The organism is Candidatus Pseudothioglobus sp. uisw_070 (assembly GCF_059512545.2).
Map to the genome: position 1 here is coordinate 611,783 of NZ_CM183456.2, position 15,957 is coordinate 627,739.

General features: G+C 35.0%; 10 protein-coding genes. 6 read left to right on the forward strand and 4 right to left on the reverse strand.

The features are described 5' to 3' along the window. Positions 1-6: 6 nt before the first annotated feature. On the reverse strand, positions 7-2,148 hold the full coding sequence (locus AC5YGD_RS03020; RefSeq protein ID WP_496142065.1) for an ATP-binding cassette domain-containing protein: 2,142 nt from the start codon (positions 2,146-2,148) through the stop codon (positions 7-9). Between the two features lie 310 nt (positions 2,149-2,458). On the opposite strand from AC5YGD_RS03020, the gene AC5YGD_RS03025 reads away from it, so the two are divergent. Continuing rightward, positions 2,459-3,472, forward strand: coding sequence for an ABC transporter permease subunit (locus AC5YGD_RS03025; protein ID WP_496142066.1), 1,014 nt, complete (start codon positions 2,459-2,461; stop codon positions 3,470-3,472). 84 nt (positions 3,473-3,556) lie between these two features. Next, positions 3,557-5,617, forward strand: a complete 2,061-nt coding sequence (locus AC5YGD_RS03030) for an ATP-binding protein (RefSeq protein WP_496142067.1) — start codon at positions 3,557-3,559, stop codon at positions 5,615-5,617. A gap of 21 nt (positions 5,618-5,638) precedes the next feature. Here AC5YGD_RS03030 and AC5YGD_RS03035 read toward each other — a convergent pair whose 3' ends face one another. From AC5YGD_RS03035 to AC5YGD_RS03045, 3 genes are read right to left on the reverse strand one after another with little or no spacing between them, the layout of a single operon-like run. Then, positions 5,639-7,180 carry a sugar ABC transporter ATP-binding protein gene (locus tag AC5YGD_RS03035; RefSeq protein ID WP_416653014.1) on the reverse strand — a complete coding sequence of 514 codons (1,542 nt, stop codon included), beginning with the start codon at positions 7,178-7,180 and terminating at the stop codon, positions 5,639-5,641. Positions 7,181-7,212: 32 nt separating this feature from the next. Continuing rightward, on the reverse strand, positions 7,213-8,457 hold the full coding sequence (torT, locus tag AC5YGD_RS03040) for a TMAO reductase system periplasmic protein TorT (protein ID WP_502319138.1): 1,245 nt from the start codon (positions 8,455-8,457) through the stop codon (positions 7,213-7,215). Positions 8,458-8,468: 11 nt separating this feature from the next. Next, on the reverse strand, positions 8,469-9,161 hold the full coding sequence (locus AC5YGD_RS03045) for a response regulator (RefSeq protein WP_496142068.1): 693 nt from the start codon (positions 9,159-9,161) through the stop codon (positions 8,469-8,471). A gap of 298 nt (positions 9,162-9,459) precedes the next feature. Between AC5YGD_RS03045 and AC5YGD_RS03050 the strand changes: the two genes are divergently transcribed. The 4 genes from AC5YGD_RS03050 (at position 9,460) to AC5YGD_RS03065 (ending at position 15,946) form a co-directional block, all read left to right on the forward strand. After that, on the forward strand, positions 9,460-10,632 hold the full coding sequence (locus AC5YGD_RS03050) for a substrate-binding domain-containing protein (RefSeq protein ID WP_496142069.1): 1,173 nt from the start codon (positions 9,460-9,462) through the stop codon (positions 10,630-10,632). A gap of 149 nt (positions 10,633-10,781) precedes the next feature. After that, entirely contained in the window at positions 10,782-11,489 is a 708-nt protein-coding gene (locus tag AC5YGD_RS03055) for a bacteriorhodopsin (RefSeq protein ID WP_271556574.1), read from the forward strand. A 43-nt stretch (positions 11,490-11,532) separates the two neighbouring features. After that, entirely contained in the window at positions 11,533-13,527 is a 1,995-nt protein-coding gene (locus AC5YGD_RS03060) for a flotillin family protein (protein ID WP_271556576.1), read from the forward strand. Positions 13,528-13,567: 40 nt separating this feature from the next. Next, complete coding sequence (locus tag AC5YGD_RS03065) at positions 13,568-15,946, forward strand: N,N-dimethylformamidase beta subunit family domain-containing protein (protein ID WP_496142070.1); 2,379 nt, start codon at positions 13,568-13,570, stop codon at positions 15,944-15,946. The last annotated feature ends 11 nt before the right edge of the window (positions 15,947-15,957 follow it).

The following is a 15,957-nucleotide window of genomic DNA, read 5'->3' on the forward strand; positions in this document are numbered from 1 at the left end:
ATTGCCCTATTCTTTAGAGAATAATTTTTCAAATTTTTCTAAATCTTCCTTACTATATTCCTGGGTATTTGACTTAACGCTCTTATTGTCTATATTATTAGAGGAGGCGATTTTTTGACTACTTAAGCCTCTATCTAGGTTATTTTTAATTTCATGACTATCTTCTTGAATTTCAAATTTTTTGAACAGCTCTTCGTCGGCTGCTGAGTAACCATCTACTTTATTTGCCTGACCCAAAGTAATTTTTTGGTTAGGATTTTTTTTGAATTTCATTAACTTTTCAAATTGATTTGAATCATCTTTAGAATATTCAAAAGACTCAGTTAATTCCTCAGCTGTTTTCTTTTCAACTTTTTTGCCATCATTATTTTGATTTTCAGAAGAATTGATTATTGAATTAAAATTTTCTTCATCAGAAGGTGAGAAATCCTGCTTTGAAGATTTAGTTGAGGCTTCTGTTTTAATCTCATTTTTGAAATATTTACTTACGTTATATTCACTCATTTCATTCTCCATTTTTGTGTTTTCAGGATATTTAGAGTTCACCAACTCTTTATGCTCTATATCAGAGTTATCTTGATTTTGAATATGTCCAAACATTGATTCAAGAATTCCATCAGCATTAATTTTTTGATCTAAAAATGTTTCAAAAATGCTGCCATTGCGAAATACAATTACACGCGAACAAAACCCTATGAACTCTTCAAGTTCACTTGACATGTAAATTACTGAATTTCCTTCATCCGCAAATTCTCTTAATTGTTTGTAAAGATCTCTTTTAGTTTGCAAATCTATTCCTCGAGCAGGATCTAATAAAACCAAAGTCTTGGGATGGGTGGAAAAAGCACGTCCTAGCATTACTTTTTGTTGATTACCGCCACTTAATGATGTAATCAAATTTTCTTTGGCGCCTGCTTTAATCGCTAATCTCTCTACTTCCCAATCGTAAATGTCATTTATCGCCCCCCATTCAATAAGGCGAACACCGGGTATATTGGTATTTTTGTCGTACATAGAAATTGCTAAATTTTCAACAATACTTAGATTTGGTAAAATTCCTTCTCTTTTTCGATCACCTGAAACAAATGCAATTCCAAATTTTTTTGCATCTGCAAGAGTGTTAATTGAAGAAAAATCAACACCATGGTTTGTGCTGACTTCAGCTACTCCTTCTGCAGCTGTTGCAATACCAGCTAATATTCGAACAAAGTCATCTTGACCATGGCCATCTAGCCCAGTGATTCCAACTATTTCGCCTTTATTTAATTCAAAATTTGAAGAATCACTTGTTGGCCAAACCCTCATATTTTGAGTTCTTAGCGCTACTTGTGAGTGAGATGATTTGTGAGCATCTTGTTTAGTTGAGTCTTTGCTCTGATCTTTTCCTGTCATCAGTTGTAAAAGATTTTTTTCAGTAATTTGACTTTTTTCTAAAACACCTACATCTTTCCCATCTCTCATAACTGTACAACGATCACTGATTCTTACTAACTCTGCAATTCTATGAGTTACTATTATTATTGCTGTACCCTTATCACGTAGAACTCTCATCTTATTAAAAAGACGCTCAGTTGAGTCGAAATCTAATGCAGCTGATGATTCATCTAAAATTAGTAAATCTGGCTCACTTAGTAATCCTCTAGCAATGGTAATCCAGGCTTTAGTACTTAGTGGAAGATTTCCAGCTGGCATTAAGGGGTCGATATCTTCATCAGCTAATTCACTTAATAAAATTCTAGCTTTATCTTGTTTGTCTTTATCCGACATGGATTTTGAGAAAAAACCATCAATACCAATAAATAAGTTATCAACTATCGATGCTTCATCTGCTACAAGAACCTCTTGAAATACCATTGAAACACCTAAATCGCGAGATTCCTTTGGTGTGGATGGGTGATGGCCATTAATTGACACTTTCCCTGAATCAATTGGCAAGACACCGGCTAGCACTTTAGCTAATGTACTTTTCCCACAGCCATTTCCACCAATAATTGCATGGATTTCACCAAAATATCCAGTAAAGGACACATTATCAAGGGCTTTAGTTACTCCAAATGATTTGCTTACATTTTTAACATGAAGCTCACCCGGAAATTTGGTTAGTATTTCAGGTAGATCTGAAGGATCATCTTCTACTGTCTTTTGCACTTGTTCGGCCAATTAAATACACCTCTAAATTGAAATAGGAGTCACTTCAGACTAATGGCTATGTATTTATTTAGAAATTTATAAATACACAAATTCTATTTTAAAACATCCAAAAGTATAGGTGCAGTTTACTACTATCACATACCATAGTCAATAGTATGTATTAATTCTTACATTATTAGTAAAGTAATGTTTAATAATGTTACAATCATGAATAAAAATGATGGCCAGTATGTTTTTTTTTAAAACTATTTTTTTAACTTTCTTAGATACATTGTCATTTTCTTGGGTTTATTAAGTAAATATAAATATGAGTGAATTTTTTAATTATTTTTCAATACTAAAGAAATTCTTGTCCAATTCATTTATTAAAGCTGGAGTATTACCCTGGTTTCTTGGTGTTGCTCTAATTACTTTCTCATTCGCTAGTGATAATTTTTTAACTACACAAAATATTCTAGGCGTAGCACGGCATTCTTCAGATCTTATTCTTGTGGCCATGGCTCAGATGGTAGTTATGCTCACTGCAGGGTTGGATTTCTCTGTTGGTGTAATTCTTGCAATGACTTCTGTAGTGGCTTCGATGACAATGGTGGCTTTGTGGTCTGGATACGGTTCCGGCTGGGAGGCAATTTTTATAGGCTGCTTAGCAGGTCTTCTGGTTGGAGCGTGTATTGGCCTAGTCAATGGCCTTGGTGTTGCTTTTTTACGAGTACCCCCATTCATAATGACTCTTGGCATGTCTTCAATTATATTTGGGTTAGCTCTTACTATTACTGGAGGAATTCCAATCTATGGAATGCCCGAATCATTCACGAATATTTTTGGCTATGGCACGTTTCTAGGTATTTCATTAACTATATGGATCACTCTATTTTTTATTATTTTGGTTTATATTTTTATTAATATGACAAAGATGGGGAGGTACTTTTATGCGATAGGAGGAAACATCAGAGCAGCAGAACTTTCTGGCATTAATGTTCGTATTTATATAGTGAGTGCTTATGTTTTTTCTGCAGTTATAACGAGTTTTGCGGCTTTATTGATTACTGCAAGGCTGGAAACTGGAGAGCCTAACATTGGTGCAAGTTATCCATTGCTATCCATTGCTGCTTGTGCGATTGGAGGGGTAAGCCTTCTTGGTGGTGTTGGTAGAGTTCAGAATGTTGTTTTAGGGGCGTTTTTTATTATCTTAATACAAAATGGAATGAACCTAATGAGAGTTGGTTCATACTTACAGATGGTTGTTATAGGTGTGTTGCTTATAGTAGCTATTAGTGCTGAGTATTTTAGGCAGCAAATGTTATCAACCCTAAAAAAATAGTGACCGAATAAGAATGATTTTTTATAATTCATTAAATTTGAATGTTTTCTTAGATTCTGAGATCTAAAAATTCACAATTAATATATGAAAAAAAATAAAAAAAATCTCTTTAATAGGTTATCTCTTAATCAAAAAATCTTAGCTTTAATATTTATTGAAATTATTGCTTTTATTTCATTAATGCTAGTTGCTTTTTCGCAAATCTACACAGTTGGCAGCGAAACCAAACAAATGTCTTCTATCACAATTCCATTAATCGAGTCCGTTCATAGAATTGATGATAGTGTTTATAGCCAAAGGCTTAGTCTCAATGAGCTCTATATAACGGTTACCCAAATCGTTAACCAGGATGGTGATAAAACAAGTTTTTATGATAAATATGTGCAGCTCTTAGGTGGTAAATTAATCCAGGATAAATTTTTATTAGCTAGTCAAAAATTGAAGGAGTCAATTGCTGATACTGAGGATTTTATTAGAAAAGTTAAAAATGACGTAGCTTCAAATAACGACATAATTGTAGATAATCAAGAGCAATTACTTTTAGAACTCTATGAGCTGAGAGTAGTTTCTCAAAAATATAATCAAATAGTTGTAAGTAACTTATTCCTTGAAAATAATTTACAAATACTTACTCTAAATATCAAAAACCTCAATGAAATTTTATCTACTGAAGAGTCTCTTATTATTCAGGCAGAAAAAGTAAGTAAAGAATTAGAAAATGTTATTAATGCCTCTAAAGAAAAAATAATTTATGTTGAAAGAATCGCTATTAGTTATATAGTTATAACAACAATTATTTCTATTTTATTTGCTATATCAATGATTCTTCTTATTGTAAGGATGAATATTTCAAAGCCTTTACAGTTACTTACTGACTCAATAAATAGATACACCCCGTTAAGAAAAGTGACAAGGTTGGAGGATGAGCAAAATATATTAGAAAGAGAGGATGAGCTTGGAAGAATGGGGCGCAGTTTTAACAGGCTGAAGGAGGACTTATGGGAGCAAGGAGTCGGACTTCAAAAAGCTAAGGAAGATGCTGATAGAGCCAATAAAGCCAAATCACTATTTCTGGCTTCAGCTAGCCATGATTTACGTCAACCTTTAAATGCAATGCAGATGTATATAGCAGCGTTAAAATCTAAAGTTAAAGATGAAAAAATTCTTACAATTATTGAAGATATAAATTCAGTTTCAGCCTCAACTGCAAGACTTCTAAACGCGCTTTTAGATGTTTCTGAATTGGAGGTTGGAGCTATTAAGCCACGATATGAAGACTTCTCAATTAATAATATTTTTACTAGTATTTTTCAATCATTCGCACCTTTAGCAAAAGATAAAAACTTACAGTTTCGAATCGTTCCTTCTAGTATTACTGTTAGAAGTGATCCTGATTTATTGGAACGTATATTAGGTAATTATATGTCAAATGCCATTCGCTATACTGAAGCTGGATCTGTAATGATGGGATGCAGAAGGAGAGGCAATAAGGTTTCAATTGAAGTCTGGGATACGGGCTGTGGAATCTCAGAAGATCAAATGCCAAATATTTTTGAGGACTTTTATCAGATTGAAAATAAAGAGCGAGATAGAAGCAAGGGGCTTGGTCTTGGTCTGGCCCTAGCGAAGCGTTTATCTCTTAGCCTTAACCATACAATAGAATGTAAATCTAGTCTTGGAAGTGGCTCATGCTTTTCTGTATTAGTTGAAATTGGTGAAGCGAAGAATAGTGAAGTTCAACTTGAAGCTATTTCTAACATTATGGATTTAACTGGTGCTAGAATTTTATTAGTTGAAGACGATATTGATGTCTTAAAAGCTTCAATTCAGTTAATGGAATCTTGGGGCTGTATTGTCGATGCTGGAAGAGACCTGGACGAAATCAAAAATATCATTAGATCTCCAGGTTACCTATTGCCAAACATTATTGTGGCTGACAATCGATTACCAGGAGATGCTTCAGGTATTGATATAGTTAAACTAGTTCAGCAAGAATTAGAGTCTGTAATTCCGAGCATAATAATAACTGGAGATGTAGAAAGGTCTCATATACAAAGCATTAAAGAAAAAGGGCTGCCAGTGTTATTAAAACCAATTCAACCTGCAAAGTTTAGAGCTATTCTTTCACATTTGATTAACTCTTAGCTCTCAATTTATTTTTAAAAGTTAGACTTTGATTTCAGTTTCTCTAGATTTCAAAAAATAGTTTTGGATTAGAAGTTCGCTTGACTCTTCAGAGTTTATTTCAGCACTTAAGCTGCCTTCATTAATAATATAGATTCTATGAGATAAGTTAACTAGTTCGGTTAAATCAGAAGAGATCATGAGAACTGCTCCTCCTGCATCACAAAAGTCGCTTATCAGTTCATAAATTGACACTCGAGTACCAATATCTACTCCTATTGTTGGTTCATCAAGAATAAATAATTGAACGTCTCGAGCAAAACTTTTAGCAAGCATTACTTTTTGTTGAGTACCACCAGATAGCTGCTCTATTTTATTTTCAATACCCTTATTGAAGTTTAATCGTTGCCCAATCTTTTCAACAATATCTTTTTCGTTTTTTCTATTTACCATGAAGCCAGTTGAAAATTTTGGAAGCCCTAGTGATGGTAAAGAAATATTTTCTCTGATATTGTGTTCCATTACAAGTCCTTCAGCCCTTCTATCAGAGGGTACATAAAGCATTCCTCTATCAAGCATTGCTCTTGGACTAATGTCATTGATATTTTTAGAACTGTCATATACAACATCATCTAAGTAAGTTATGTTGCCTGAATTAATTTTATTAATACCAAAGCATGCCCGACCAATTGCAGATTTTCCTGATCCAGCAAGTCCTGCAAGTCCAACTACCTCTCCAGCCCTTACATTGATTGATACATCCTTTAAGAAACTATCTGGAATGCTTAGGTTTTTTACATCTAATAGCGTCCTGCCAGGATGGCTTTTTATCTCAGGAAAAAAGTTTTTGATTTTTCGGCCAGTAGCAAGCTCAATTAATTTTTGCTCATCAATTTTAGAGACCTTATCAGTCTCAACTACTTTACCATCTTGAAGAATTGTTACGCGATTACATATTGTATAAATTTCTTTCATTCGGTGAGTGATATAAATCACACCAATGCCTTCTTCTTTTAAAATTTTAATCATTGAAAAAAGATGGTTTGTTTCATTTTCCGCTAAAGAAGCAGTTGGCTCATCAAGAATCATTATTGAGGGCCTTGTGTGGAATGCTTTTGCAATCTCAACCATTCTTTTTTCAGCATGAGATAAGTTAATTATTTTTTCTTCAGGTTTAATAGAGAACTCGAGTCTATCCATGGTCTCACAAGCCATTTTATGCAATTTTTTCTTGTTAAGAAATAGCCCTTTTGAAACATTAGAGCCTAGAAATAAATTTTCTTCAACAGTGAGTTGAGGAACTAATGAGAACTCTTGAAACACTGCACTAATTCCAAGCTCTCTCGCATTATGGACAGAATGAATTTTTAATTCTTCATTGTTTAAAATAATTTTTCCACTTGTAGGCTGTAAATCACCAGTAATAATTTTAATTAAAGTAGACTTTCCAGCTCCATTTGGACCAAAGATGGCATGAGCTTCACCAGGGTACAAATCAAAATTGACTTCATCCAATACAGAAGTTTCAAAAAACTGTTTTGATATATTATTAAGCTTTAATAGAGGTATTGATGATTGATTCATAATTTAGTTTTTTTAATTACTAAGATTATCTTTTAGTTCACTGAAAAAACAGGAGACCACCCCTTAGGGGCTAGTGTTGTTGAGGAGTCAAACTTATTAAAATTTTTAGGTGTTACAATTAATATTGGTTGCTGTATGTGCTCTGTAATTCGACCCGTATTATATTCTGGGCGGCCTCCTGTTGCCATTTCAATTCCCCCTAATAGCCTTACTGCCTGGTCAACGGCAATTCTGGCTTGAGAAATCATTTGATCTGATGGCGCCATTGAAATTAACCCTCGTTTTATAAAAAGATCAATACCAGGGGTATAGTATGTGGACACTAGCTTAATTTTGTTTTGAAGTTTTCTGGCTCTTAGGGCTCCTGCTGCAGCTTCAATTGTTGTTCCAGTCCCTACAATGTATTTAAATTCTGGCTCAGGCCCTGAAGCTAAGTTCTGAAGGGTCTCTTCAACCAATTGCAATTGGATTGATTTCCCTGTATCCCCCCAATTTGTTTCAAGTATTTTAATTTTTGATCCATTTAAAGCTTTTAAACAGCCTACGTTTGAGGCAATAGACCATCCTGCGCCTGGCGGTCCAGGGAACCAAACTATGTTGGTTTCATTCGGATTATCTATTTCTTGATCTAAAACCCATTTGCATGAGGTATAACCCATATCGATAAAACTTTGTAAAGAGTTGGCATCAACAGCTGTATTTATTCCAGTAACAAGAACAACAACAGGAATTCCTTTTTCTCTTATTATTTCTATCTGTTTGGCATTACCATTGCTTGAGATTGGACCAATAATTAAAGCCTCTCCTCCGTTAGTAATACAATCATCGACTTGATTTAATTGTGCGTCTAGATTTGTATATCCACCGGCTTCAAATAATGTGATTTTTTGACCTAGACGACGACCTTCAGTAATAATCCCATAGGCTACTCCAACCCAATAAGAGTCTTTAAGGTGAGGGAATGAAACACATATGTGATGTTTATTATTAACTTGGTTTGGTTTTAAAGGAGCATAAATTTGAAGGGGAAGCGTTTCTAGAGAGTTTCTTTTATCAGTCCAGCAATCAACGTCACCGTCTGTACAAGAATAATTGAATACGTTTACGCTTTGAGACCAATAACCACCTTCATTGGCCTGTGTGGGCGAAATATAACTTATTAAGAACAATAAAAAAAATAAAGACGCGCAAGGAAGTCTTGAATATTTTATGAATATATTTTTAAAATATTCTACTAAAAAGAAAATATAGTTGTCATTTTTAAAAATAGAACTCAATAAACCTCCCTCTAGGTAATTAACTCCGAAACTTTTTGGATATTGGAATATTTAGCAACTGCTTCAGTTCTATTTTTAACATTGAGTTTTTTAAATATTGCTGATACGTGCATTTTAATTGTTGGAATAGTAAGACCCAATTCAGTTGCAATAGACTGGTTTGAGTTACCAACCTTTATAAGATTAAAGACTTCTTCTTGTCTCTTTGATAGGATGCCAGACTTTTTAATAATATTTGATACTGGTTGGGAGACATCATTCTTGATATCAATTCTTGATTGCAAGACATGCGGAGGAATGTAAACACCTCCAGCCAAGATAAGCTTAATAGCGCTAATAGTAATTTCTGGTAGGGAAGTTTTTGGAATGTAACCTGATGCTCCAGAAGAGATGGCCATATGGATGGAATCAAAATCTTCTTTAACTGAAACAATAACTATTGGGACGCCAGGATGCAAATTGATAATATTGAGGATGCTTTTTTCTCCATCCATTCCAGGCATCATAAGATCTAGAAGCAATAAATCAATAGAAGGCTTTTCTGAGAGAATTTTTATTGTTTCATCAAAGCTATTAGTTTGAAATATATCTGAATTTGGTACAGCCATTTTTACAACTAATTCTAGCCCACCTCTGACTAATGCATGGTCATCCGCTATAACGATTTGATGACGAATTGAATTATCTTGAACTTGATTTTGCATATTTTTTTATTCTCTTAGTAATTGAATTTTAAAGCTTTAATGAGGCATTCTCATTAATTGTACATTATTTTACTGGTTAATAAGAATGCAGGGCTGCATACTTTAATCTCATATACATACTAATGTAATGTAATAAATAAAATATACATACTTTTGTTGACTAATATATACAATATGCTATACTCACATATACTTTAGACTATGTAAATTTGCTTTAAAAGCGTACCTAGCTTATAAATCAAAGTTTTTTAAAGTACACAAAACAAGTAATGATACTTGTCAAAAAAAGGAGATAAAAATGCAAAAATTTATAAAATTTACTTTAGCATGTTTTTTATCATTAGGATTTTCAACAATGACTCTTGCTGGTCTAGATGAAATTCCAAAAAGTATTACTGATTCAGTGTATAACCCAGATCTAATGGATTCAATGCAGCCATTAGGTGAGAGTGCTTTTAGGGAATGGAAGAGTGACCGCTCTCCACCTTGGACAGTAGGTTATGCAAGTACTTATGCTGGAAATACTTGGCGTAAAGGCGCAATGGACCGGTTATTGAATGAGATCAAGCCAAAATGGCAAGAGCTCGGTCTACTTAATGATATTGTTGTTACACAGTCAAATCTAAAAGATGCTTTACAAATCCAGCAGATTAGACAGCTAGTTGATCAGGGCGTAGATGCAATTATTATTTGTTGCTCGAACCCGACAGCTCTTAATCAAGCTATTCAGTATGCATTTGATAGAGGCGTTCCCGTCTTTTCATTTACTGGATATACAACATCGCCACTTTCAGTCAGTTCATCAGTTAACTATCATCAGGCAGGATTTGATGTTGGTACATGGATGGCCGAAGAAATTGGTGGAGAGGGTAATGTTCTTGTAGTAGAGGGTATTCCTGGTTATTCTGCTTCTGATTCTCAGAACCGTGGAGTTTTGGATGGTTTGTCTCAATATCCTGGAATTAAGGTTACTGGACAGATTGCCCATATGTGGACATCACAAGTTGGTCAAGCAGAAACACAAAAATGGTTAGCAACTCATCCTGGTCAGCTTGACGGTATGGCAGTTCAGTCTTCTGGTGAAACAGGAGTATTAGCTGCACTTCAGCAATCAGGTCGTGAAATGGTTCCATTATCAATTGGTGGTGAGTTAGGTGCTTTATGTTACTGGCGTAATAATCCAGATTACATAAGTGCGGCAATTCAAACATGGCCTCCGGGTGATGATGTTGAGCTTGGCTGGAACATCATGATGCGCACATTGCAAGGTCAAGGTCCTAAGATTCAATCAATTTTAGTACCACCTCGCAAAATTACTTACTCTGATGTTGAGGCAATGATGGGTACTGATTGTGATAGAGGTTCTACTGGTTGGTACAATCCAGGGATAGATATTTGGGGTGGTAAAGACTATCTTGATAATTTCTTCCTGAGACCTGCGGATCCAGAGGCATACGATCCAAATTCATAAGTAAATAAACTTCATAAAGCCCAGAAACTTTTTTCTGGGCCTTATGGATTTTAAGCTCGACATTTAGTTTTTAGAGTTATTAAAAATATTTTTTAAATTGAATTAAAGATTGAAGTAATAAAAATAGAATTTAAAACCAAGGATATTTTATGAACAGCACATTATTACCAACAGACATTGTAGGAGGTACTTTTTGGCTCCTATCTATGGCAATGTTTGGTGCATCTATTTTCTTTCTTCTTGAAAGAACAAAGGTTGCTACTAAGTGGCATACAACTATGACATTACTAGGTGTGGTAATGCTGGTTTCAGCAGTCTTCTACCACTATATTAAAACAATGTGGGTGGACACTGGTTCAGCACCAATTATTCTACGATATTTAGACTGGATACTCACACATACGATGCAAATTGTATTGTTTTATGTCATCTTGTCTGCAGTTACAAAAGTTTCATCAGCTTTGTTTTGGAGATTATTAATTGGATCATTAGTAATGGTGATTGGCGAATTTCTAGGGGCAGCTGGTTATATGAGCGCTACGTTAGGATTTATTATAGGAGTTGTGGGTTGGCTTTATATTCTCGGTGAACTGTATATGGGAGAAGCAGGACGTGCAAATTTAGAGAGTGGTAATGAAGCTACACATATGGCATTTAATGGCCTCAGATTAATTTTAACTATTGGATGGGCAATTTACCCACTTGGTTATTTTATAAACAATCTTGGGGGCGGTATTGATGTGAATAGCTTAAATATTGTTTATAACTTAAGTGATTTTTTAAATAAAGTAATTTTTGGATTCGTAATTTATAAAGCTGCAATGAATGATACTCAGCTAGTAAATGAAAGCAATTAACTATGAAAAATAATACATACAAATTTTATAAGGAGAAATTATTATGACTGGTGCAGATATTATTGCAGCCATTATTCTTACGGCATTAGCAATTGCAATTTTTGTATATTTGCTGCATTGGCTTTATCGCAGATCATCCAAAGAGGTTTCTTTTGTGAGAACTGGACTTAGAGGTGAAAAGGTTATATTAAGTGGGGGAGCATTTGTATTACCAATAATTCACAATATAACTTCTGTTGGAATGCGAACATTGCGTATAGAAGTTAAGCGTGGTGGTGATAAATCATTTATTACTAAAAATAGAATGCGAGTTGAAATAATTGCAGAATTCTATGTACGCGTAACTCCATCAAAGGAGGCAGTATCAATTGCAGCGGGTACTTTAGGTAAGCGAACAATGGAGCCTGAAAGTTTAAGAGAATTAGTCCAAGGTAGATTTGTAGACGCACTAGGTATTGTTGCAGCACAAATGACAATGGAAGAAATACAGGAGAAGAGGGGCGAATATATAAAGGAAGTAAAGGTTATTGTTGCTGAATCTTTAAGTGCGACAGGACTAGAGCTTGAAGCCGTTTCTCTAACTAGTTTAGATCAAGCTGGACTAGAGGTATTTAACCCATCTAACGCGTTTGACGCGGAAGGTCTTACTCAGCTTACAGAGCAAATTGAAGCAGGAAAGAAAAAGCGTAATGATATTGAGCAAGATACAACAATAAGAATTAGAGCAAAAAATCTGGAAGCTGAGCAGAAAGCTCTGGAAATTGATCAACAAAGAGAGTTTTCAAGGTTGTCACAGGAGCGTGAAATTGCCAAACAACGAGATAGAGAGCGTACTGATATGGCTATTGAAACCTCAACACAGCAGCGCTTAGCTGAAGAATCCAGAATCCAGTCTGAAGAGGATATTGAAAAAGCACGTATTCAACAACAAGATACAATTGAAGTTGAGCGTTCATTGAGGGAGCATGAGCTAACACTTCAGATTGAAGAGCGAAAAAGATTAAGAAACGAAATTGAAAGACAAACTGAAACTGACATTAAGCAAAAAAATCTTGAGGCTGAAATTAGAGCATTAGATATTCAAAAAGAAAATGAGTTTGCAAGACTCCAACAGGAAGAAGATATTGCTTCTCAAAGGGCAAAACAGAAAACTGAAGTTCTTAAGGTTGAGTCTGAGCAATATATAGAATCTGAACAGGCCCAAATAAAAGCAAACGAAGAAGTTAAAAAGATGGAAATAGATCAAAAGAGATCTCTTGAAATCTCTCGAATTAATAATGATCAATTGTCTCAAGCTTCTGAAATACAAAAGAGAAAAAATCTTGAGATTGAAGAGAAAGATCGTGAGCTTGAAATTATAGCCAAAACTGTAGAAGTATTAAAGGCAGTAGAAAATAAAGAACATATTAGGGCTCAAGTTGTTGTCGCAGAGGAGCAGGTTCAATCAGCACAGGAGGTTGAAGTCGCAGAGCGACAAAAGAAGCTTCAGATAATTAATGCTGAAAAAGAGGGTGAGAGTGAAGCAATACAAATTACCACCCTTGCTAGAGCTGAAAAAGAAGCAGCACAGGAGCAAGAGCAAACTGATAAATATGCCTCCCTTGCAAGTAAGCTTCGATATGAAGTAGATGCAGCAGGAAATTTGATGCTAAATGAGGCTGAAAATGCTCGAAGTGATGAAAGTCGTCAAAGCGATCTAAGAATGGAGATTGCTAAGAATCTTGACTCAATTATTCGAGAAGCTGTTAAGCCAATGGAAAATATTGATGACATAAAAATTTATGAACTTAATGGAATGCCTGGCTTCAATTCAAATAGTTCCAATGGAGATTTTGTTGGACCAGTAAATGGAGGCGGAAATTTTTCTGAAAATGTAGTAAATTCCGCGTTACGTTATCGCGCACAGGCTCCTTTTGTTGACAATCTTCTTGATGAAATTGGAATGTCATCTAAAGAGATAAGCAATATTAAAAACATTCTTGGGGATTATAAGAAGGATGAAAAAAAAGGCGATGATATAGAAGGTGATAAAGCCTAAAAAGTTTAACTTTAAATTAATAAAAAATTAAGGAAATATTATGTTGAGAATTACTGGTTATAGCGACAAATACTCTGTTTGTCCTGGAGATAACATACAATTTTATATTAACTCTGAAGATAGTGAAGTTTACGAAACACAAATAGTCCGATTAATACATGGTGATACTAACCCTGACGGTCCTGGATACAAAGAAGAAGAAATTCAAGCTGAATGTAATAAAAATTATCCAGGAAAAAATCAAAAAATACATGCCGGCTCTTATGTGATCGTGCCTCAAGATGAGCGTCTTAATTTAGAAAGCTTTACACTTCAGTGTTATATATTCCCAACAACACCTGTTGTTGGTCTTGGTACTCCACAAAAAGGACGCCAGGGCGTTTTAACTAAATGGGTTGAAGAAACTAAAAGTGGCTATGGGTTGTTTATAGACGAGCATAATTGTTTGTCTGTCGAAATAGGCGATGGCAGTGGCCAGATTATGAAGCTTTCAAGTGATAAAAAACTTTTAAGGAAGGTTTGGTATCTTGCAGCAGTTAGTTATGATGCGCGCACAGGTAAAGTTACGTTATTTCAAGAACCTGTTGTAACATCAACTAATGGCGGATTAGGCCAAGGCTTATTAAATCCAGCAGAAGAAACTACTGCTGTGGTGGAGTCTATTAATAGTATAAAGCCAGGTATCAATGATGCCCCTTTTCTAATGGCAGCAAGTACAAAATATCAGAGGTCAGGAAGACATATTTCTGGAGGACATTTTAAAGAGGTGTTGGAGCCTATAGAATTGCCAGAGCAAATTCATACATATAACGGAAAAATAGATCGCCCAAGACTCTCAAGAAGAGCTTTAACTAGGTCTGAAATAGAATCTTTAGCACGTGGTTACCAGGGTTGTAAGGCAGAATTACGTAACGACGTTGTTGGAGCTTGGGATTTTCATGCGAATATAACTACAAACATCGCCTCAACTTGCATAATTGATACGTCGCCTTCTATGTTAAATGGTGTCATTATTAATATGCCTGTTAGGGCTATGACAGGTTTTAACTGGACTGGAGATGAAATTGTTTATCATCATAAGCCTGAAGAGTATGGTGCAATTCATTTTCATGACGATGATATAGATGACGCACGCTGGGAAGTTGATTTTGAACTTAAAATTCCTGATGGCTTAAAAAGTGGTATTTATGCTGCTCGCTTAAGGATTGGTGGTGAAGACTCTCCAGAAACAGAAGATTATATTCCTTTTGTTGTTCGTCCTCCAAAAGGAAAAACTACTTCAAAATTGGCTTTTATTTTGCCTACAAATTCATATTTAGCATATTCAAATGATAATCTTTGTACTAACTGTGTTGTGGCTGAGTTATTAGCTGGAAAGGTTCCTGTAATGACTGCAGCTGATCTATATTTAAATGAGCATAGAGAATATGGACTTTCTACTTATTCACTTCATTCAGATGGAAGTGGCGTTTGCTACTCATCAAGACTTAGACCAATTTTAAATATGCGCCCTAAATATCGTCATTGGCTCTCTCCATCTTTATGGCAGCTTAATGGTGATCTTCATCTTGTTGACTGGCTTGAAGAAAAAAACTTTGAATTTGATATTCATACTGATGAAGACTTGCATCGAGAAGGAGTTGGGCTATTAAATAAATATCAAACTGTACTTACTGGAAGTCATCCAGAATATACTTCAGAAAAAATGTTTTCTGCTTATGAAAAATATCAACAAGATGGTGGTCGATGGATTTATTTAGGTGCAAATGGTTTCTACTGGTGTAGTGAGTATCACCCTGATAATACTAACATTATTGAAGTTCGTAAAGGAGAGGCTGGAACTAGAGCTTGGACAGCAAATCCTGGGGAATATAATAATGCTTTTGATGGAAAATATGGAGGCATGTGGCGAGCTCGAGGAAGAATTCCAAGTAAGCTTTGTGGACTAACTTTTACGGCTTACGGTTTTGATGTTTCATCTTACTATGTTAGAGATAAGGATAGTGAAAGACCAGAGACAGCTTGGATAATGGAAGGGGTAGGGAATGGTGAAAAAATCGGTGATTTTGGGCTTGTTGGCGGTGGGGCTGCAGGAGTAGAGTTGGATCGGTATGACATTGAATTCGGAACTCCACATGATTCATATTTATTAGCGCATTCAGTTGGCCATACCAATTTAATGTTGCAAGTTAATGAAGAGATTCACTTTTCTGTTCGAGGATATCACGGAAGTGGTACTGAGAATCCTATGGTTCGAGCTGATATGGTATTTTATAAAACACCAAATGATGGTGGAGTTTTTGCTCCAGGATCTTTGTCGTGGTGTGGAAGTCTTTCGCATAATAATTACAATAATAATGTTTCTCGTATTACAGAAAATGCAATTAGAGGGTTTTTAAAAGATGGACCTTTACCTTAATAATATAGATA